This window comes from Caballeronia insecticola (genome assembly GCF_000402035.1).
Lineage (GTDB): Bacteria > Pseudomonadota > Gammaproteobacteria > Burkholderiales > Burkholderiaceae > Caballeronia > Caballeronia insecticola.
This window is the reverse complement of sequence record NC_021288.1, coordinates 504842-526082: the sequence shown is the minus strand read 5'-3', so window position 1 is coordinate 526082 and position 21241 is coordinate 504842. Positions and strand designations below refer to the sequence as shown.

Here is a 21241-nt window from a genome sequence, read left to right as displayed (position 1 = left end):
GGGATTTTTTCCGGCTAAATTTGACGAAGATGGCGTCCGTTGCAGGTTTTGCATGGCGTCATTGCACGTGCCGGATGGAATCCGATGATATCCGACAATTCAAGTAATGCGAAAGATTTGCTGGGGGAAGGCCAACTTTTCGGAATGATTCAATTTTCAGACTGATGCCGTCGGGCAGCATTTGTGGAATATGTAAAAAACCGTTCGGATAACTACCGGATGCGGTTGCGTCCTGATATGCGGCCATCGTAGAAGCCGACCACGGTATCTGCTGAATCTTTGAGACTTGCGTAGGTCGCCGGTGTGCAGGCCGTATCGAGCGGCATGTCCCGTAGTTTGAGAACTCCGGGGAAGGGAAGCTCAGCTCGTCATTGTTGCCGCGAATACAACATGGTGATCGCATTCGAGCGTCTACCGGCACGGCGAGGGCGATCCTAAAATCTGTCTCGACATCTCGCGCGAGAAGTCCAGGTTTGAATTCCTCAGGTTTCCGATTCCAGCTATTAAGGATTATTGCTGTTGAACGCCGAATCGAAAATTTATTAGTGTGGAATGCGAATTATTGTGTGATGAATGAATTAATTTTTCCCCTATCGGAGATCGTCATGAAACTCAAAACCACGTTGCGAGGCACAGTCTGTTACGCAACCTTGCTCGCGATCGTGCCGACTATTGCCTTCGCTGAGCCGTTCTCGGTCAAAGTCGATGGTCTCGATCGAGGTCAATTCGCAAACGAACAGGTGTACGGCGGTTTCGGCTGTCATGGCGCTAACGTGTCTCCGCACATCTCGTGGGCGCATGTTCCTGCGGGAACGAAGAGCATCGTCATCAATATTCACGATCCCGATGCGCCCACCGGCGGTCTCGGCTGGACGCACTGGCAAGTCGTCAACATTCCGCCTTCGCAGACATCGATAAAAAAGGGCGCGTCGAATCATGCGGAGTTGTTGCCGGCCGGCGCGGTCGAGACGTTGACGGACTTCGGCGCATCGGCTTATGGCGGACCGTGCCCGCCGCAAGGCGAATCGCATCGATACATCGTGACGGCTTCGGCGCTCACGGTGCCGAGCATCGACGTGAAAGCGGCCTCCAGTCCGGCACTCGTCGCGTATCAGATGCACGGAAAGGTCATCGGGCAAGCGCGGTATGTGGCGCGCTATCATCGTTCGATGGAGTGAGCCGACGCCGGCAAGCACATCGGCGCCGGCGGTTTACATGATTAAGCGTTGGCGCCGCCGTCGACCGTGAGCGTCGCGCCGGTGATGTAGCTCGCATTCGCGCTCGCAAGGAAGACGACGGCTTTGCACGCGCATGCGTCATGGACGCACGACGAACGCCCAGAGTGCCGCGCACTCGGCATCGGTGATCCGATAGCGGGGCATCGACTTGCGCAACAGAACGCCTGCCGGATCGATACCGTCTTTCACTGCGCGGCAGAAGGCCGTCGCATCGTAGTGGCTGATGGGTCCTCCACGGCGACGCGTCGCGCCGAGCAAGGAATCGCGTGTGAGCGGCGGCGCGAAGGGCGCTGCCGTCGATGTGCCTGCGTGGCAATTGACGCATCGCGTCGTCCAGGAAGGCAATGCGCGATCGTCGTCGCGCAGATGCGCTGTCATCGGATGTTGTCCGTTGAATATCGCACAGCCCAGGCTGGCCGGTTCACATGCGTTCTGCGCGCGAACAAGCGATGTCACCGCGACAAGCACAAGGCCGATCGCGGTGGTGCGTGTCAACCGATAGCGTCGTCGCCGCATTCAATGCACGCGCAGTGTGCGCGAAACGCTCGGCACGCCTTTCGCGTTCAACGCGAACAGCATGTAATAGCCGGGAATCACGACGCCCGGGTCCGACGGTATGGTCAAGTGATATTCGCCTGCCGTGCCCACCGTATATTTCAATGGCACGCGTCGCTGCTCGTTGTTCAACGAATGCGTAACCGATGACGAACGCATCAGCGCAAAGGCGCGCACGCCGCTGCTTGCCGTCACCACGATGGTCGTGCCGAGCTGCGCATCGGTAGGCACGGAATTGAGGTTCGGCCGCGACGCAGCGGAACCGTCCGCGTTGAGCAGATAGGGCGGCGTCAATATCTCCACGTCGGTGTGATTCGTCGCGCATGAGCCGCACAATCCGCCGCCGCCGCTCAGCACGCGCCCATCCGTCAGCAGGATCGCAATGCTGTGATAGGTGCGCGGCACGGCCTGCGGGGCGAGCGGTGAAAACGCATTCGTCGCCGGGTCCCATATTTCAGGGGTGAGAATTGCGTTGTCGTCCGAGAAAGGCGCGGCGAAGGTCTGACCGCCGACCACGACAACCTGTCCATTCGGCAAGACGACGCTGTTGTTGAACGCACGCTGATAGCTCATCGGAGCGATGGTCCGCGTCACCGCGGTCCCGCTGCTGATGTCGATGAGCGTTGCATTGGACGTGGCCGTCGACTGATCGTAGCTCGGCGCGCCACCGACCGTGAGAATCTTGCCGATGTCGTACATGACCGCGTTGCCGTTCATCGCATCGCTGTCGTTGCCGCGATTGCCCGCTGCGGTGACGCTGCCGTTGCCCGCGGTATCGAACCAGTGCATGGCGCGGCTCGGTCCCGCATGAAACACGCGCCCGTTGGCGACCGCGAACATCCACGCGTGATTGTCGGCGCGAAATACGCCGGCGGCGTCGTTCGTGAGGATGTAGTCGTCGACGATTGCGCCGTTGATTTGCCAGCCCGAACCTGGCGTCCATGTCTCGCCTGTCTTTCCGCCGAGGCCGCCGTTCCAAGAACCGCCCACGAGAAACACATTGCCGTTGCTGAGCGTCACGCTGCCCTGATAGCCGCGTGAGATATTCATCTGATTACTCACGGTCCACGCATTCGTCGCAGGCGAATAGATGCTGGTCTTTCTGGTGTTCGATCCGCCGGTCACGAAAATCCGCCCATCGGGAAGATTGGCGATGCCCGGACAAAACATGTCGTGCCCCGTATTGCTCACGATCGTTTGCTTGCTCTTGCCGGTCGAGGGATTGAAGATCGCCGTGTAGGTCTTGCCCGGCGTGACCTCGCCGGTGGTGAAATTAAGCGCGCTGTCAGCCGACCATACGAGCACCGTTCCATCGGGAAGATTGGCCGCTTGCAGCGGAACGAGCGGCAGCGTGATGGGCGCCGACCACTTCGAAGGCAAGGGCGGTTTTGTCGCCGGCAAGCCGCTCACCTGCCATGTTTGCGTCGCGCTTCCGTTGCACCGCTGCTGGGTCAACTGGACGCCCTGGGAAGTCGTGCTCGATGCGCTCACGCACAAGCCGCTGTGTCCCGCGATGATCGCGTAGCCCGCGCCTTGCGGCACCAGCGAGAAGGCCTGATTCGTGCCGCCGCTGCACGTCCATTGGATGATGGGGCCGCCGGGGTCCAGACTTTGCCCGGATACGTCCATGCAGAGGCCGCTGTTCAGATTGACGAGGTTGTATCGCGTGCCGGTCGCAGCGGGCCGCCATTGCTGATTGGCGCCGCCCGTACACGGCCAGGAAATCACGGGCGCGTTCGGCGTCGTGGACTCGCCGCTGACGTCCGCGCACATGCCGGTGCCGCTCAGCGTAATAGGGGCCGCGGTCTGTGCCCGGACCGCGAGCGATACGCCTGTCAACGTAAGCGATAACGCGAGCAGCAACAGAAAGCGCATGCATCGGATGAACAGGCGAGACGGGTTCGTCGCCGCAAGAATTCCTGACATGGTTTTGTTTCCCCCGGATGGCTCGAATTATGTGAGTGCAAGCGCGCCGAGCACATCGCAGACGTCGTTCACGCGGGGAAGATCAGCGCTTCGCCAGCGCAGCATCGCGTTGGCGTCGAAGCAATAGACTTGCGTCGCATGGTCGGCAAGCGCGCCGAGTGGCGTCGTGCTGCCCGACAATGACGCGCGCATATGGTCTACATCCGTCAATGCCGGTGTCGCGGCATTCCATGCGGGACCGGCGTCGAAGCGCGCGAGCCATGCGTGCAATGCGGCGGGTGAATCGGATAGCGGATCGATTCCGACCGAGAGCAATCGCACCGGACGACGAACACGCAGTCCTGCCATGCGTTGCTGAACCGCGCTGAATAGCGATCCTTGCAGAGGGCATACAGTGCCGCAACCGGTGTAGACCGTTTGCAGCGCGGTGACGTTCTGGCGCAGCAAGTCGTTCAAAAGGCGCGTTCTGCCGGTCTGATCGACGAGTTGTATGTCGTCGAGGCGAACCGGCGGGGAGACGAGTCCGAGGCCGCCATGTTGCGCGAACGAGAACGAGGGCACTGAGCCAAGTGCGAGCACCGCGATATCGCGAAGCAGAACTCGGCGACTCATTGAAAGAGCCGACGCACGCATGGCGGATTTCATCTGATCGGGCATTTTTTCCGGGCTGACGAAAGTCTTCGACGTCGAGACTTTGATCATCTCTTTCAGCGCTTTAAGGACATGGCTTGTGCTTGCCGCAACGCATGTTGCAAGCGACTTGGCTCTCGAATAATCAAGTGCCCGCGGATAAAAGATTAGCAGCCCAAAGCGGTACTAAACGTTTGCCGGGAGAAATGAATAGGCCGATATGTGCAGTCGGACACATTCGTTTTTTGAGGCCGGAACGACGAGTCAGAGATGCGGAATTTTTTTCTTAGGGTTGACTCGTTGTGCAGCGAGAAAAGCTGCGACGTCGACGGCTTTCGCGACGGCACCGATGCATTTGTCTAGGGGTACACGCAAGCACGAGGCAGAGCGACGCTGAGTGACGGCCTAGTCGAAATTGCCGCTGGCATCGGGCCTTCATGCGGAGAGCAGGCTTGGCGCGCACGACAGCGTCTGTCTTGGTCTACGTCACCCATGCGCTGCACGAGGGCGCTCTTGCGCCATCGTTCGCGTTGCCCTAGAACAACGGCAACAACATTACGCTGGATGATCTGCTGCACTCAGGTCCCGTGGTGCTCGATTTTCTGCGCGCTTCCTGGATCGGCAGAGACGGCATCGTCGACTTCGACTATCGCAACGGACTCGAAGAGGAATCTTGATACCGCGATCGTCCACGAAGCGCATTGACCACGCCCACGTCTGACGACACTCTGAACGAGAAGCGTGTACAACCCCGCGCCGGGGCATGGCCGTCGCGTTTCGGCTAAATCGATGCGCGCATGGCATCACGGTGTACGATCGACTAAGCTTTGGCGAGAGCCGACGAGCCCAGGAGCCGGCCCGCCCCGTTGCACGCGCCAACAATCGCACGCTCGCTGCGAGTTCGACGCCGGTTGCATGGGCGAGCCACACGCGAACGGGGGAGGAAGAACGGGGAGGACGTCCGGGAGGGAAGCTTCATGAGCGCATTCGTGCGACGCATCATGGCAAGACACCGCCTGACCCATCCTCTTGCATGGAAAGTCGCGCTCGGAATCTTCTTCGGCGAAACGGCGTTCGTGCTCTCCGTGGCCGCCGCGTCGTTGCCCGCGACTTTGCAGGGCCTCGCACCGCTGCGCCCGGCCTTTTCCGCGCAAGCAGCGTCGGCGCCTTCTCCCGCCAGCCAGGCCGAATTGGCGCGCTCGCTCGACAGCCTCATCGTCACGCTCGGCGATGACGCGCAACGCACCGCGTTGATCGCGCAACTGAAAGCACTGCGGGACGCCACCGAGAGAACGCCGCCCGCATCGCCGGCGCCGGCCGCCACCACGGACCTGCTGGGCGCGATCGCGTCGGGCATTGCGTCGGTCGAAACGAATCTGGGCGACGGATTGACGCCGGCGCGCGTCTGGGCCGCGCGTGCGGAAGCAGCGGGCACTGAATTGAAGCGCATCGTCGCGGGCGAAAGCGGCGTGTCGTTCGGTCAGGTTCTGGCTGGCATGATCACGACGCTTGCGGTATGGAGCGCCTGCGCCTTCTTGCTGATGTACGCGCAACGACGCATCTTCGCGCGCCATGACCGGGATGCCCGACTCACGCCGAATCTCACTTCGGTTCAACTGCTGTTGTTCACGTTGCGGCAGACCGGCCCGTGGATCATCGCCTTGATCGCGGTAATACTCTTTGCTCGCCTGATGTCGCCGATACTTGGCCGCACGCTGGGACTCGTGACGGCTTATGCGATTGTGGCGGGCTACGTCTTCTCGTCCATCTGCATGATTGCATGCTCGGTCTTCAGCACGGCGCACCGGCGCGTCGCCGTGTGGCAACTGCTCGCGCGCGCGCGTCTGCCGCTGTTCGCCATCGGCGCATGCGGTGCGCTCGGCGACGCAATGGCCAATCCGGATGTCATGCGCCAACTGGGACCGAATCTCGCGGTGATGCTCTCGACGATCGCCATTCTCGCCGCCGCGCTGTGCAGCGCGTATTTCGCGGTTGCATTCCGCAGGCCCGTCACGCATCTGATCCGCAACCGTCCGTATGCGCAACGGCGCGATCATCAACTGGCCACGGAAGCGCTCGATATTGTCGCTTCGCTGTGGCATATCCCGATTCTGCTGATTGCGGTCGCGTTGGTGGTCGCCATCATCGACGGGCGCGGCGCCGAAGGAGACGTGCTGCGGCCGTCGCTTGCGAGTGCGGCCCTGCTCGTGGTGACACTCTTCGCATCGGCGTTGCTCTTGCACTTCACGCGCCGACGCGACACGCGCGCACAACGCCGCGCGCCTCATCTGGCACGGCTCACGCGCTTCGGCAGCACACTGCTCGTCCTCGTGATCTGGCTGGGTTATCTGCGCTTCGAACTCGAATTGTGGAGCGGACCGGTCGCACGGCTCGTCAAACACAGCGCACTCACGCCGGGGTTTCAGCACGCGTTGCTTGCAGTAGTCGCGACGGTGTTCGGCACATGGTTCGTCTGGATCATCATCGATACCGTCATTCTCGAAGCGCTCGGTCCCAACAGTTCGCGCAACAAGGCGCTGAGTCCCGGCGTGCGAGCGCGCACGATGTTACCGCTCGTGCGCAACGCGGTGTTCGCAACGGTCGCGTGCCTCGGGGCGATCATTGCCGCGGCTAGTCTCGGCATCAACCTGACGCCGCTGCTCGCCGGGGCGGGCGTGATCGGGCTTGCGGTCGGCTTCGGTGCGAAGTCGCTCGTCACGGATCTGATCACCGGACTATTCATCATCGTCGAGGAGACCATCTCCGTCGGCGACTGGATCGATATCGACGGCGGGCATGCAGGCACCGTGATAGATCTGACGATCCGCACCGTGCGGCTGCGTGACGGTCAGGGCGCGGTACATACGATTCCGTTTTCGCAGATCAAGATCGTGAAGAACCTGTCGCGCGATTTCGCCAATGCGGTGTTCGAAGTGAGGGTGCCGTTCTCCGCGAATCTCGACGACGTCACGCGCATGATCACGGAAGTTGGCGCCGATCTGAGCGAGGACTTTCGCTTTCGTAGCGAGATACTCGGTCCCGTGGAAGTGTTCGGGCTCGATCGCTTCGAGGCGAACGCGGTGGTCGTGAAAGGACAAATCAAGACTCGTCCGCTTCAGCAATGGAGCATCACGCGGGCCTTCAATGCGCGTCTCAAGCTCAAGATGGAAGCGGCGGGGATGGAGATGCCGGTGCAGCAGATGCAGCTTTTCACGCCGCAAAAAGAGCGTGACGCGAAGCGGCAGCGCGACGCCAACGGCAAGGACGAAGCCGAAGGCGTGGCGCGCATGCCGGGCATCATCGTGCGAAGCCGCGAATGACGCTTTGCACGATGACGCTTCACACGATGATGCTTGAACGGTTGAACGCAATTAACGGACTGATCGCCGAAGGGCGCATTGCACGCGGGTAGTCTTGATTGCGCATGCCGATAGTGCTGCATATACTTTTTATGCATTTGCTTCGCTGCAGGTCGCGCAATACACGCAAGCAGCACATCGAATGCGACGAAGCGGCCATCGATTAAAACGGGTGCTGTTTTACTTCAAGGAGAAGAATGTGCGCGCTTCGGACATCATGACCACCTCGATCATTTCCGCCCGCCCTGACATGTCCGTGCGGCTCGCCGCGGGCACCATGGTGTTTGCGGGTATCAGCGGCATGCCCGTGATCGATGAAAGCGGCACGTTGCTCGGCATGGTGACGGAAGGCGATCTGATGCGTCGCGCGGAGCTTGGAACCGGCGTGAAGCGCCGCGCGTGGTGGCTCGAACCGAGTGCATCCGCGAGCGAAATGGCGAACCAGTATGTGAAAGAGCACGCCAGAATGGTCCGGGACGTGATGACCACCGACATCGTCACCGTGACGGAGAGTTGCCCCGTCGCCGATATCGCCGAGTTGCTCGCGCGTCATCACATCAGGCGCGTGCCTGTGGTGCGGGATGGAAAAGTCGTCGGCGTAGTCAGCCGCGCCAATCTGATTCGCGCGCTCGCGACCATGGCGCACGAGTTGCCGCCCGTGGACGAAACGACCGATCACACCATTCGCGAAGCGGTGCTCGCCGCCATGAAAGGGCAGAGCTGGGCGCTTGCGCCGGAGAACGTCATCGTCGAGAACAGGACCGTGCATGTGTGGAGCGCCACGCTTAGTGCGGAAGTCGCCAACGCCATTCGCGTTGCTGCGGAAAACGTTCCGGGTGTCGATGAAGTCGTGATGCATTCCGGCGCACATAACGCTGCCTGACCGCTTCGATGTCATAGACAGACATTCCTCGCCACGATACCTCGACGCTTCCTGTTACGGTTTGCGAAACAATAAGTCTCAGTGAAACGCTTAAGACGTTCACCGTGAATGCGTGCGTGGCCGGATTACTTGTAATCCACGGCGCTTAACATATTCTTGCTGAATCCGATGAGCCGAGCGAGGAATGATCATGAGCGATGTTCCTGCAAGCGGTGCCACCGCGAACGCGAGCGCCACCACGACCGACGTGCAGGGCGACACGTTTCAGCACGACGTCGTGAGGAATCTCATCTGCCGTCAGGCGCGCTATCCCGACATCGCCACCACTCACGACTGGTACATGGCGCTCGCGTATAGCGTGCGGGATCGCATGCTCGCGCGCTGGGCGGCATCCACGAAGACCTATGCGGCGAAGGACGTGAAGGTCGCCTGTTATCTGTCGGCGGAGTTCCTGATCGGTCCGCAGCTCGGCAACAATCTCCTGAATCTCGACATGACGTCCGAAGCGCGCGAAGCGATGCGCGCGCTAGGCCAGAGCCTCGACGATCTCCTCGCAATCGAAGAAGAGCCGGGGCTTGGCAACGGCGGTCTGGGACGGCTCGCCGCGTGCTATCTGGATTCGCTCGCGACACTGGAAATTCCGGCCATAGGCTACGGCATACGGTATGAGTTCGGCATCTTCGATCAGGAAATCCGCGATGGCTGGCAAGCCGAAATCACCGACAAGTGGTTGCAGAAGGGCAATCCGTGGGAGATCGTGCGGCCCGACGTGAGCCACTATGTGTCTTTCGGCGGAAACACGCAGAGCGAAACTGACGCGCAAGGCCGGTTGCGCGTGCGCTGGATTCCGGCGCGACAGGTGAAAGGCGTCGCATGCGATATGCCGATGCAGGGTTATCGCGTGAATACGTGCAATGTCTTGCGCCTGTGGAAGAGCGAAGCGGTCGAGTCGTTCGACTTTCAGGACTTCAACGCGGGCGAATACTACGAGGCGGTTGAAGAGAAGGTCGTCTCGGAGACGCTTTCGAAAGTGCTTTATCCAAACGACGAGCCTGAAGCAGGAAAGCGTTTGCGCCTTGCGCAGCAGTACTTTTTCGTCTCGTGCTCGCTGCAGGACATGCTGCGCCTGATGGACGCGAAAGGCACGCCGCTCGACAAATTCCCGGACCTCTTCGCGGCGCAGCTCAACGATACGCATCCGTCGATTGCGGTGGCAGAGCTGATGCGTCTGCTCATCGACGATCGCCTGCTTTCATGGGACGCCGCATGGGATATCACGCAACGCACGTTGGCTTATACGAATCACACGCTGTTGCCCGAGGCCCTTGAAAAATGGGGCTTGCCGCTCTTTCAAAGCCTGTTGCCGCGACCGCTTGAAATCATCTACGAAATCAATCGGCGCTTTCTACAGGACGTCCGCCGCCAGTTTCCGGACGATGAAGCGCGCGTGAAGCGGATGTCGCTCATCGACGAAACGGGCGAGCGCAAAGTGCGCATGGCGCATCTTGCGACCGTCGGCAGTCACTCGGTCAATGGCGTCGCCGCGCTGCATTCCGAGCTTCTGAAGCAGACCGTTCTGCACGACTTTGCCGAGATGTTTCCCGAGCGCTTCTTCAACGTGACGAACGGCGTCACGCCGCGCCGCTTTCTGATGCTGAGCAACCCTGAACTGGCGCGCCTGCTCGATCAAACAATAGGCAACGGATGGAGGCGCGATCTCGCACAACTCGATGCGCTCGCCGCCCATGCCGACGATACCGCGTTACACGATGCCTGGCGCACCATTCGCCGTGGCAACAAGACCGCGCTCGCGGCGCGCATCCAGAACGCGACGGGCATCGATGTCGATCCGGCCGCGCTCTTCGATATTCAGGTGAAACGCATCCATGAATACAAGCGTCAGCATCTGAACGCGCTATACATCATCAGTCTTTATCGACGCTTATTGCGCGATCCGAATCTCGATACCGCGCCGCGCTGCTTCATCTTCGGCGGAAAGGCCGCGCCCGGTTATGCGATGGCCAAGCTCATCATCCGGCTCATCAACGGCATTGCGGAAGTCGTGAACAATGATACGAAGATCGGAAACCGGATGAAAGTCGTCTTCTATCCGGACTTCAATGTGAAGAATGGCCACTGGATCTATCCGGCAGCCGATCTCTCGGAGCAGATTTCCACCGCAGGCAAGGAAGCGTCGGGCACCGGCAACATGAAGTTCATGATCAACGGTGCGTTGACCATCGGCACGCTGGATGGCGCGAACGTCGAGATTCGCGAAGAGGCGGGCGCGGAAAACTTCTTTCTTTTCGGGCTCACCGCGCAGCAAGTGGAAGAGCGGAAGCAGGCGGGCTATCGGCCGGCGGAGTACGCGCAAGGCAACGATGACTTGCGCGATGCGCTCGATCAGATCGCGCAAGGGCGCTTCTCTCGCGGCGACAAGCAGATGTTCCAGTCGCTGCTCGATAACCTGCTCAAGCACGATCCTTTCCTCGTGCTCGCCGATTTCGCGGACTATGTTGCGTGTCAGGATCGCGTGAGCGAAGCGTGGCGCGACACGCGGCTCTGGACGCGTATGTCGATCATGAACACGGCGCGCTCCGGCAAGTTCTCCTCTGACCGCGCGATCGCCGAGTATGGCGAGCACATCTGGAAGACGCGTGCCACGAGGATCGATCTTGCCCGGTCCTGACGAACCCGCGTGCCGGAGCTATCGCACGCGCCCCGGCTCGCGCTTTCCGCTCGGCGCGACGGTCGTGCCGGGAGGCGTCAACTTCTGCGCGATTTGCAGGCGTGCCACGCGCGTCGATCTGCTTTTGTACGCGACCGAAGCGAGCGTCGAGCCGTTTCAGATCATCGCGCTCACGACCGACGAGCACCGCACGTTCTTCTTCTGGCATGTGCTAGTCGAGGACTTGCCCTCAGGTTGCTGCTATACGTGGCGCGTGTACGGTCCGCTTGGCGTGCCTCAAATAAGCGACGATGCCGCGTCCCGCAAGGAGTTGCTCGATCCTCAGGCGCGCGGCGTGAGCGATCGCTTCTACGTGCGTCACGAAGCGGCGCAGACACAGGCTTCCGAGCATAAGTCGCTCAGGGGCATCGTCACAAGACCGCTCGATCATCCTCGCGACGACGCAGAAACTCGCACGCTCGATGACGCGATCATCTACGAATTGCACGTCGGCGGCTTCACGCGGCATCCGTCGAGCGGTGTGCGTCATCCGGGCACGTTCGCGGGTCTCATCGAGAAAATCCCTTATTTAAAGGCGCTCGGCGTCACGCATGTCGAACTGCTGCCGGTGATGGCCTTCGACGAGCAGGACATTCCCGCATCCGCCGCCGCGCGCGGCCTCTCCAATTACTGGGGCTACAGCACGCATAGTTTCTATAGTCCGCATCCGCGCTATTGCGTGGATCCGGCGTATGCGCCACAGGATTTTCGCGCGCTGGTCGATGCATTGCACGAGGCGGGCATTCGTGTGCTGCTCGATGTCGTGTTCAATCACACGTCGGAAGCGGGCACGAACGGGCCGGTGATTCACTTCAAGGTCTTTGCCAACGAGACTTTCTATCAGATCGATAAGAGCGACGCACGGCACTACCGCGATTTCACGGGCTGCGGCAACACGGTCAATTGCAATCATCCGCTCGTGTCGGCGTTCATCATGCGCTGCCTCGAATACTGGGTCAGCGAACTCGGCGTAGACGGTTTTCGCTTCGATCTCGCGAGCGTCTTCGCGCGCGGCGATCAGGGCGAACTGTTGCGCACGCCGCCTTTACCGTGGGCGATGGAAGCATCGCCCGTGCTTGCACGCGTGCCGCTGATCGCCGAAGCATGGGATGCGGGCGGCCTTTATCATGTCGGCGCTTTTCCGGGGATGGCGTGGTCAGAGTGGAACGGGCGTTACCGCGACGTCATCCGGCGCTTCGTGCGCGGCGACACGGGAATCGTAGGCGAAGTGTGCACGTGTATCGCGGGCAGCGCGGACCTCTATCAGGACGACGGCAGACTGCCCACGAACAGCATCAACTTCGTTACGTGCCACGACGGTTTCACATTGCTCGATCTCGTCAGCTATGACGTCAAGCATAACGACGCGAACGGCGAGGACAACCGCGACGGCAGCAACGACAACCTATCGTGGAATTGCGGCGCGGAAGGCGAGACGGACGATCCGGCGATCATCGGGCTGCGTCTTCGGCAAGCGCGAAACTTCATCGCGATCTTGCTGTTGAGTCAGGGCGTGCCGATGCTGCTCGCCGGTGATGAATGTCTGCGCAGCCAGCGTGGCAACAACAACGCATTCTGTCAGGACAACGCGCTCTCGTGGATGAACTGGCATTTCTCCGACGACGCGCTCGACATGCTGCGCTTCGTGCGCGAGATGATCGCGCTGCGCAAGCGCCATGCGAGCTTGCGTCGCCGTCGCTTTCTCACGGGACGTCCGGCGAACGGACAGAATCATCCCGATGTCGCGTGGCATGGCGAACGCCTCGGCGAGCCCGCGTGGCACGACGCCGGCGCACGCTTTATCGCGTACACCCTTGCCGGACAGACGCCGGACGAACCGATGTTGCACATCATCTTCAACATGAATGCCGATGCGCGCGATGCAGCGCTTCCCGTCCTCGACAACGCGAGCTGGTGCCGTATTGTCGATACGGCTTCCGCGTCGCCGAATGACATCGTGCCTGACGTGGAGACAGCGAAAACGGAACACGGCACATGCCTTGTGCAGGCGCGTAGTGTCGTCGTGCTGGAAAATCGAAATCAAGCCTGAATAGAGGCGCTCCATGCTCGCAGAGGATTCGTCGGAAGTGCCTAAACGCAAACGCGTGCTCGATACCGTGGATCGCGTATCGGAGCTATGTTTCGGCCTCTTCATGGCGTTGACGTTCGTCGGCACGGTATCGGCGGCAACGGGCGACCAAACCGCCGGGCGCAAGATGCTGTACACGGCGCTCGGCTGCAATCTTGCGTGGGGCCTGGCCGATGCCGTCATGTATCTCGTGCGCACGATCGCGGACCGCTCACGCAGGCATGCGCTTGCCATCGCCGTTCGCCAGGAAGCCGATGCGGCCGCGGGCGTGCGCGCGCTGCGCGAGCGCGTGTCGGCGTCGCTCGATGCATTCATCTCCGACGCCGATCTCGAATCGATCCGCAAGCGCGTCGCGGCCAGCGATAGCCTGCCCGAGCGCGCGCGCTTCGAACGCGATGACTTTCTCGCGGCGCTCGGCATCTTCATCATCATCGTGCTTTCGACGTTTCCCGTCGCGGCGCCCTTCGTCATCTTCGAGCATGTGCCGACTGCCTTGCTGATCTCGCGTGTGCTGACAATCGCGATGTTGTTCGCATGCGGCTTTGCACTGGGCGGCTTCGCGGGCTGGAGCCGCTGGAAAGCAGGACTTTCGATGATGGCGCTGGGCGTGCTTCTGACGATGGCGATCATCGCCCTGGGCGGGTAGTCGAAGGTTGTGCGTCGCCGCGTAGCAAAGAAGCCGTTCGTCGAGTGGCGCTTTCGGCTATAACATCAAAGCGGGGCCGGTTTCCAGGGTAGTCAACCAAGGAGCGCGATCATGAAGCGCGTGAGTGTCATTGTCCTGTCGTGTCTTGTGATGTGCGCAAGTGCATCGGGCGCCGAGCCCGAAACCGACATGAATGTCGTGCGGGACGCGAATGGCGCCACGATGCATGGCGTCACGAAAGTCAAGGCGACGATCGTCGGCATCGATCCGGCAACGCGCACCGTCACGCTGAAAACGGCTTCAGGCAAGGTGATTGAGCTGGAAGTGACGAGTGAAGCGCGCAACTTCGATCAGCTCGCACTCGGCGATGTCGTGACGGCACAGTATCGCGAATCGCTGACGTTGAGTCTCGTCGGCAAGAAGACGCAGGCGTCGCGCTCGGAGCAGGACACGGCCGAGCGCGCGCCGCGCGGTGCCAAGCCGGGCGGCGAACTCGGCCGCGAAGTGACGATCGTCGCGGATGTGATCGCAGTCGACGCTCACACGAAGATCGTCACGTTGCGCGGGCCGCGTGGCGAAGTCGTGGACTTGCATGTGCAGGACCCGGAGCGATTGAAGCACGTGAAAAAGGGCGATCAGGTGAAAGCGGTCTATACCGAAGCCCTCGCGATTTCCGTGGAGCCTGCCGCAACAAAATAAACGCGATCGATATACGACAACGCGGGAGAGACCCATGAGAAAACGCTTTGCATTCGCGTTGACATATGACGCATGCGCTGTCGCGCTTGCCCTTGCACTTGCGCTTGCACTCGCGGCTTGTGCGCAGCCCGAGCAACGCGTACAGCCCGGCATGGACCAGCAGGCGATTATCGCGAAGCTCGGGCCGCCAAAGGAAACCTACGATCTGCCCAACGGCGGCAAGCGTCTCATGTGGCCCACGCAGCCGATGGGATCGACGACCACGGCCGTCGATCTCGATGCATCGGGCAATACGGTCAGCGTGCGGCAAGTGCTTCAGGAAAACGAATTCTATCGGGCGCAAGTCGGCAAGTGGACGCGCAACGACGTGATGGTCGCCTTCGGCCGGCCGTTCGAGACCGCGTATTTCAAGCGTATGGATCGCGAGGTGTGGTCGTATCGATACATGGAGAACAACATCGATCACCTGATCTTCAATTTTTATTTCGATCCGCAAGGCGTGCTCAGGCAGACGCAAAAGCAACCGGACCCGAAGTTCGATCCGAGTCAGCGCAACCGGTTTTGAGCGGCATCGCTAGAAGCTGACGGCGAAGCCGAACGACACGCCATGCACGTTGTGGCCGAACACATAGCGCACCATCGCGCGCGTGCGCGTGATGACGACGGGGTATCGGCTGCTGTCGAGTTCGAGTCCGACACCGAGCGATGTCAGGTCGTTGAAGCCGAGCACGCCGGCGCTCTCGCCGAAGTAGTGCGAGTACGCGGTTTCGAGCACGTAGCGCACGGGCCGGTCGAGCGCGGCGAGTCCCGTCGGTGCGCGCCAGCGTGCCCACAGACTGAATTGCTGCGCAGTGGCGGAACCCTGCACGGCTTGCGACGAACTGCCGAAACTGCGGAGATAGATATCGGTCGCCCGCAGTTCGACATCGATTTCATAGTGCTCGCGGTAATGTTCGAGATCGAGCATCAGCGAGCCGCCGACGCCGTATGCGTCGAGCACGCCGTCTTCGAGAAACGTGAGGTTGGCATCCGCAACGTGATTGAAAACCGTTTGCGCCACGCGCAGATCGCTCGCTACGCGTCCGACCATGCCGTTGATGATGGGCCGCAAGCGAAGCTCGTTGGTGATCGGAAAGTCCCAGCCTATGCCGACTGTCGTGCTCGCGGTGTTCCACTTCGCGGGCACCGGGCGTTGCTGATTGCCGTCGGTGGCAACGAATGTCGGATCGTAGCGGCTGTAAGCGACGGTGCCTTCAAGATAGAGCGGAAACGTGCGGCTGAGCGTAAAGCCGCCGCCGAGCTGCGTCTGGCCGAAACCCGGGTTACCGCTCGTGCCGCTGTTGATGGAGAGCGAGCTTGTCGTGACGTCCGGCACTGCGGTGTACGACATGATCGCCAGCACGGCGTTCGCGTAATTCTTCACGTTGGTGCCGACGACGGTCCGGTCCGGTGCACCTTGCGCATGCGCGATGACGGATGCGAGAGCACACACGACGAGCATCGAGAAGATGCGCAAGCGGCTCGAAGACAGGATCGGCTTTGGCATGTGTCGAAGCGCGCCCGGAACGTTGAACGGCTGAAGGGTCGTACGTTGCAGACGGCTGCTCCGCCGATGCGCCGATGCGCCGATGCGCCACTGCATGCGCGGAGCCGTTGACCGATCCCAAGGTCATACGCACTGAATGTAGCCTACCAAGCGCCTTGCGCCAAGTACGGATGCATCGGGAGGCGGTCGCAGGCGAACCGCGATTTCGCGAAACGTGCCAACGGCAAGCGACGTTTCGCGATCGAAAGGCGGCCACGCCGCCGCACAAAAGCGCATGATTGCCGCTTGCATGGCCGCGTCTCAACTCACCGGGAGATTCCGATGCGTCTTCACGTCTTGCTGCCGTTCTTCGCGCTGCTGATCGTCCTTGCCGGTTGCAACACGCCGCCCGTTCCGGCAGGCAAGCCGGTGGATATACCCACGGCGCTTCAGAATGTGCTGGAAGGGCTGTGCAACTTCAGGAAGGCGCAGGCCCAGCATCCGCAGGATTACGGCGTCGCGATCGATTCCGTGACCGTCGAGCTGGACCTGAGCGTCGATGGCGCGCAACACCCGCCCGTCGCCGTCGCGCCCGATATCAAGTTCATCCCGACCGTGAGTTACGGGCACATCATCACGGCGACCACAGGAAGCAGACTGCTCGTTTCGCTCAAGAACATCGACGGCGTTAAAGCGAGTGACATGCGATGTACATCGTCCAGTGCGCCCAGTGCGCCCATTCCGCAAGATAAGAAGTGAGCGGGCCTGTTCGGATGAAGGAGGTGCCCTGCCAGGCCAGGGTCTTCATCGACGAATGCGTTCGGCGCTTATACGTCGTGTTTGCAAAATCGTTTTGATGCACGGGCGGGCGACGTCTCTTTCCTCGTGCATTCGATCGCCTGAGCGCCAAAGACGCTCTTCAGAGCGGCTTGCTGAACTGCTCGGCGCGCGGCTTCGCGCGTGCAATGGACATCTCCTGTCATTCGTTCGTGCGCGTGGCGCGCCTTGCCGCGCCGCTCGGCGAACGGGTGGACATCATGAATGTCGGGTTCTCCTGCGCGCGCCGCATATGATCCGCGTTAACACCTAGTGGCGCGCGATCACAAAAGAATGGCATTGAATACGAAATCGGCGGCGACGGGTTGCCGTATCTTCGCGGAACTGCTTCATCGTCCGTTGCGCCAGTGCGTGCGCGACGCGGCAGGAGCCCGCTAGCCGAAGGGCGGCGAGCCTCGCGCTGCCGGTTCCCCTCCCGCAACCCGCCTTCAGAGACCCATGTCATGAACTTTCTCGACGGTTCCCTTTACCCGGAAAACCAGCAACCGCTGATCATCACGGCCGCCCCTTATGCGCCGTCGTGGGTGCCTTCCGACTTTCCCGAAGATATCCCCGTCACCATGGAGCAGCAGATCCAGAAAGCGGTGGATTGCTATAACGCTGGCGCAACGGTGCTGCATCTGCATGTGCGCGAACTCGACGGCAAGGGCAGCAAGCGCTTGTCGAAGTTCAACGAGCTGATCGCGGGCGTGCGCAATGCCGTGCCCGAGATGATCATTCAGGTGGGAGGCTCGATCAGCTTCGCGCCCGAAACCGATGGCGCCGCCGCCAAATGGCTGAGCGACGACACGCGTCACATGCTGGCCGAGCTCGACCCCAAGCCCGATCAGGTCACCGTGACGATCAACACTTCGCAGATGAATGTGGTCGAACATTGGGAAGATGCGGACGTCGCGGGAACCTCGATGGCCGATCCCGAGGTCTACAACGCGTACAAGGAAATGACAGTGCCGGCGCAGCCCGGCTGGGCCGAGGAGCATATCCGTCGCCTCAATGCCGCGGGCATTCAGAGCGCGTTCCAGTGCTACAACGTCAATAGCTTCGAGTCGGTCGAACGTCTGATCCGGCGCGGCATCTACAAGGGTCCGCTGGTGATGAACTGGGTGGCGATCGGTGGCGGCATGGATGCGCCGAACATCTATAACCTCGCCAACTTCGTGCGCGCCACGCCGGACGGCGCCGTGCTGACGGTGGAAAGCTCGATGCGCAACGTCCTGCCCGTCAACATGATGGGCATGGCGATGGGACTGCACGTGCGCTGCGGCATCGAGGACAACCTCTGGAACCAGTCGCGCACGAAACGCATGAGCACGGTCGAGCAGATCGAACAACTGGTGCGCATCTCGCGCGAGTTCGGCCGCGAGATCGCCACGGCGCAAGAGGCGCGCGAGATCAGCAAGATCGGCGTGTTCTACGACACGGTGGAAGAGACGCTGCTTGCAAACGGCTTCGCGCCGAATCGCGTCGGCGCCACGCAGGGGTTTTTGCGCAAAGCCGTCTGAGTGTGCGAGGCTGCGGGGCTTGCGGGCTCCGCACATTCGCACATTCATTCGCGCACGTGCTTCACTTCGCCCGCTGCTGCCGCCAGTCGCGCGGTGTCATGCCGAAGCGTGACGTGAACCAGTTCGTAAAAGAGCCCTGCTGGTTATAGCCGAGCAGGGCCGCGACGCGTCCTATCGGATACAACGGATTGCTCATATAGCGGACAGCCAGTTCGCGCCGGACTTCCTCCACCAGTTCCGAGAAACTGGTATTGGCCGTGCCGAGTTGACGCTGCATCGTGCGCACGCTCAGACGCAAATGTCGCGCAACCAGATCGACCGTCGCATGTTCGACGGGCAGCAGCAGATAGATCGCCTTGCGCACTTCGAGCGCGATCGAATTCGTCGCCGACGCATTGAGCGGCGTGGCGAGACTCTCCGCATATCGAACCAGCTCCGGGTCCGCGGCCGGATTGAGAAAATCCAGTTCGGCGGCCGCACACACGAGGCCGTTGAAATCGCTGCCGAATTCGAGCGGACACGCGAAGAAGCGCCGATGAAACGTCAGATTCGCCGGACCCCGATGCGTGAAATGCACGGCGCGCGGCTTCCAGTGACTGCCGAGCAGCGCGCTGGAGTGACGCGCGAGAACGCCCACGGCAAGTTCGATCGCCTGATGTGTCGGCGTGCCCGGATCGACGACGAGTTCTTCCCGGATCGTGACCGTCTCCCCGACATCTTCGATATAGACCGCCAGCGCCTCGTTGAGCAGATGCCGGAATTCGGCGGCGGCCAGCAACACGTCACGCAACGTGCGTTTGTGCGCGAGAAGCACATTGATGACGCCGGTTCCAAATGTCTGGCGGGTCTCGGCCATGCGCAACGCGAACGTGGGACACGATGCCTTCTCCGCCGCGAGTTCCAGCAGCCGGCAGCACGCAGCCGCCGAGACGCGCGCATCCGGATTCGCGAGCGCCACGGGATCGATGCCGACCTCGTCCACGAGTTCGACCGGGTTCAGCCCGAGCCCGCGCGCTACATCGAAAAAGCCGCTCATGGCGACCGAGCGCAGCATTGTGTCCATCGTTTTTTCTCCGAGCCGCTTCAGGCGCGGCGCCTGCTTTCCCGGCCATCGGTTGCGTGCGCGAACGAACCCGGTGTTTACACGCAGTGGCATCGATTCATAAAACGATGGCGCCCAATCATAAAAGTGTAGAGCACATTCGCCGTATTGTGCGAGCACGATGTTTATCTGGACCGGTCAGTTCGACACGCCCGCCCACGAACCGGATGCGAAGGAGAAGAGCGATGCTGATGCAGCATGCCGAGCCCACCACGGGCGATGGCGCAGTGACACGAACAGACGTGCGCGGCTACGCCTGGGTGGTATTCGCCCTGACGGTCGGCCTGCTGCTCTCCGACTACATGTCGCGGCAGGTCCTGAACGCGGTGTTCCCGCTGCTCAAGGCGTCGTGGAATCTTTCCGACACGCGGCTGGGATCGCTCAGCAGCGTCGTCGCGCTGATGGTCGGCTTGCTCACGTTCCCGCTGTCCGTGCTGGCGGACCGCTGGGGCCGCGTAAAAAGCATCGTGCTGATGGCGGCCATGTGGAGTCTCGCGACACTCGGCTGCGCACTCTCGACGACGTACGGCGAGATGTTGCTCGCACGCGCCTTCGTCGGCATTGGCGAGGCGGCGTATGGCAGCGTCGGGATCGCGGTGGTTCTCAGCATCTTCCCGGCGCGGCTGCGCGCGACGCTCACCGGCACGTTCATGGCGGGCGGCGCGTTCGGCTCGGTGCTCGGCATGGCGCTCGGCGGCGCGGTCGCGGCGCATCACGGCTGGCGGGCTTCGTTCGGCGCGATGGCCGCCATGGGAATCGTGCTGGTCCTGATCTATCGGCTGGTCGTCACGGAGAAGCGTCTTGCGCCACTCCAGCCGCCCGGCACGACTCAGTCGGGGCTTGGCGTGCGCATGAGCTTCAGCGCGCTCATGAAGGGCCTTTTTTCGACGAAGTCGGTCGTGTGCGCCTATGTGGGCAGCGGTATCCATCTACTGGTGCCCGCTGCCGTGTGGGCGTGGATGCCGAGCCTGCTCAGCCGCTCGTACGGCATGAGTATCAATCGCGCCGCGATCACGGCGGCCGTGTTCGTGCTGGTGACGGGCATCGGCATGGTGGCGTGCGGCATGCTCGCCGACCGCTTCGGCAAGCATGCCCGCGAAAGAAAATGGAGCGCCGCGATTGTCTTTTGCCTGATGTGCTTCGTGTTGCTCTCTATCGGCTTTCGCATGCCGGCGGGTCCGCTGCAACTGATGTTGCTCGGCGCCGGCATGTTCTTCAGCGCGGGCGCAAGCGGCCCCTCGGGTGCGATGGTCGCGAACCTGACGCCGCCGTCGATCCATGCGTCCGCGTTTGCGACGTTGACGCTCGCGAACAACCTGCTCGGCCTGGCGCCCGCAGCCATCCTGACGGGCATCGTCGCCGACCGGATCGGGTTGCTCGGCGCGTTGCAGCTCGTACCGATTGCACCGCTCGTCGCGGCGGTCGCGTTTTTTATCGGACGACGGAACTACTCCGGCGATCTGAATCGCCTGGATTTCCTGCGTCACGAAGCGACGCGCTGAGCGCCTCGCTTCGCCGCAGA

17 protein-coding genes and 1 pseudogene are annotated in these 21241 nt (G+C 61.5%); 12 read left to right on the top strand and 6 right to left on the bottom strand.

Annotated features, from left to right (window positions below; genetic code table 11):
- The first annotated feature begins 605 nt into the window (after positions 1-605).
- Positions 606-1178 (top strand): YbhB/YbcL family Raf kinase inhibitor-like protein, encoded by a 573-nt coding sequence (locus tag BRPE64_RS23110; protein WP_044042892.1) that lies wholly within the window; start codon positions 606-608, stop codon positions 1176-1178.
- A gap of 41 nt (positions 1179-1219) precedes the next feature.
- Here the strand turns inward: BRPE64_RS23110 and BRPE64_RS33790 are convergent, their stop codons facing one another.
- The 4 genes from BRPE64_RS33790 to BRPE64_RS23095 all read right to left on the bottom strand — a co-directional run bounded on the left by BRPE64_RS33790 (position 1220) and on the right by BRPE64_RS23095 (position 4376).
- The gene (locus BRPE64_RS33790; RefSeq protein WP_016347305.1) at positions 1220-1360 is read right to left on the bottom strand and encodes an SDR family oxidoreductase; all 141 of its coding nucleotides are present in this window, start codon (positions 1358-1360) and stop codon (positions 1220-1222) included.
- Positions 1317-1616, bottom strand: a complete 300-nt coding sequence (locus BRPE64_RS23105; protein ID WP_232519308.1) for a cytochrome c — start codon at positions 1614-1616, stop codon at positions 1317-1319. The genes BRPE64_RS33790 and BRPE64_RS23105 overlap by 44 nt, the downstream gene beginning before the upstream one ends.
- 138 nt (positions 1617-1754) lie before the next feature.
- Entirely contained in the window at positions 1755-3719 is a 1965-nt protein-coding gene (locus tag BRPE64_RS23100; RefSeq protein WP_016347303.1) for an RICIN domain-containing protein, read from the bottom strand.
- A gap of 27 nt (positions 3720-3746) precedes the next feature.
- Positions 3747-4376: an SCO family protein gene (locus tag BRPE64_RS23095; protein ID WP_044043103.1), complete on the bottom strand. Its 630-nt coding sequence runs from the start codon at positions 4374-4376 to the stop codon at positions 3747-3749.
- Between the two features lie 950 nt (positions 4377-5326).
- Between BRPE64_RS23095 and BRPE64_RS23090 the strand changes: the two genes are divergently transcribed.
- From BRPE64_RS23090 to BRPE64_RS23060, 7 genes are all read left to right on the top strand, one after another.
- Complete coding sequence (locus tag BRPE64_RS23090; RefSeq protein WP_016347300.1) at positions 5327-7669, top strand: mechanosensitive ion channel family protein; 2343 nt, start codon at positions 5327-5329, stop codon at positions 7667-7669.
- A gap of 238 nt (positions 7670-7907) precedes the next feature.
- Positions 7908-8591 carry a CBS domain-containing protein gene (locus tag BRPE64_RS23085; RefSeq protein ID WP_044043101.1) on the top strand — a complete coding sequence of 228 codons (684 nt, stop codon included), beginning with the start codon at positions 7908-7910 and terminating at the stop codon, positions 8589-8591.
- Positions 8592-8775: 184 nt separating this feature from the next.
- The gene (locus BRPE64_RS23080) at positions 8776-11280 is read left to right on the top strand and encodes a glycogen/starch/alpha-glucan phosphorylase (RefSeq protein ID WP_016347298.1); all 2505 of its coding nucleotides are present in this window, start codon (positions 8776-8778) and stop codon (positions 11278-11280) included.
- Entirely contained in the window at positions 11225-13369 is a 2145-nt protein-coding gene (locus BRPE64_RS23075; RefSeq protein ID WP_084675802.1) for a glycogen debranching protein, read from the top strand. The genes BRPE64_RS23080 and BRPE64_RS23075 overlap by 56 nt, the downstream gene beginning before the upstream one ends.
- 13 nt (positions 13370-13382) lie before the next feature.
- A complete protein-coding gene (locus BRPE64_RS23070) occupies positions 13383-14054 on the top strand; it encodes a VIT1/CCC1 transporter family protein (RefSeq protein ID WP_016347296.1) in 672 nt (223 codons plus the stop codon).
- 111 nt (positions 14055-14165) lie between these two features.
- Positions 14166-14753 carry a hypothetical protein gene (locus BRPE64_RS23065; RefSeq protein ID WP_044042889.1) on the top strand — a complete coding sequence of 196 codons (588 nt, stop codon included), beginning with the start codon at positions 14166-14168 and terminating at the stop codon, positions 14751-14753.
- A gap of 34 nt (positions 14754-14787) precedes the next feature.
- The gene (locus BRPE64_RS23060) at positions 14788-15318 is read left to right on the top strand and encodes a hypothetical protein (protein WP_016347294.1); all 531 of its coding nucleotides are present in this window, start codon (positions 14788-14790) and stop codon (positions 15316-15318) included.
- A gap of 9 nt (positions 15319-15327) precedes the next feature.
- Here BRPE64_RS23060 and BRPE64_RS23055 read toward each other — a convergent pair whose 3' ends face one another.
- Positions 15328-16299 (bottom strand): hypothetical protein, encoded by a 972-nt coding sequence (locus tag BRPE64_RS23055; protein WP_408608260.1) that lies wholly within the window; start codon positions 16297-16299, stop codon positions 15328-15330.
- Between the two features lie 321 nt (positions 16300-16620).
- Here BRPE64_RS23055 and BRPE64_RS23050 point away from each other — a divergent pair, with 321 nt between their 5' ends.
- The 3 genes and pseudogenes from BRPE64_RS23050 to BRPE64_RS23045 all read left to right on the top strand — a co-directional run bounded on the left by BRPE64_RS23050 (position 16621) and on the right by BRPE64_RS23045 (position 18617).
- Positions 16621-17037 (top strand): hypothetical protein, encoded by a 417-nt coding sequence (locus tag BRPE64_RS23050; RefSeq protein WP_016347291.1) that lies wholly within the window; start codon positions 16621-16623, stop codon positions 17035-17037.
- A 117-nt stretch (positions 17038-17154) separates the two neighbouring features.
- Positions 17155-17297, top strand: a pseudogene (locus BRPE64_RS33785) (SDR family oxidoreductase); the annotation flags it as partial.
- Between the two features lie 261 nt (positions 17298-17558).
- Positions 17559-18617: a BKACE family enzyme gene (locus tag BRPE64_RS23045; protein ID WP_016347288.1), complete on the top strand. Its 1059-nt coding sequence runs from the start codon at positions 17559-17561 to the stop codon at positions 18615-18617.
- Between the two features lie 61 nt (positions 18618-18678).
- Here BRPE64_RS23045 and BRPE64_RS23040 read toward each other — a convergent pair whose 3' ends face one another.
- A complete protein-coding gene (locus BRPE64_RS23040; protein ID WP_044043097.1) occupies positions 18679-19680 on the bottom strand; it encodes an AraC family transcriptional regulator in 1002 nt (333 codons plus the stop codon).
- A 224-nt stretch (positions 19681-19904) separates the two neighbouring features.
- Here BRPE64_RS23040 and BRPE64_RS23035 point away from each other — a divergent pair, with 224 nt between their 5' ends.
- On the top strand, positions 19905-21221 hold the full coding sequence (locus tag BRPE64_RS23035) for an MFS transporter (protein ID WP_016347286.1): 1317 nt from the start codon (positions 19905-19907) through the stop codon (positions 21219-21221).
- Positions 21222-21241: the final 20 nt, after the last annotated feature.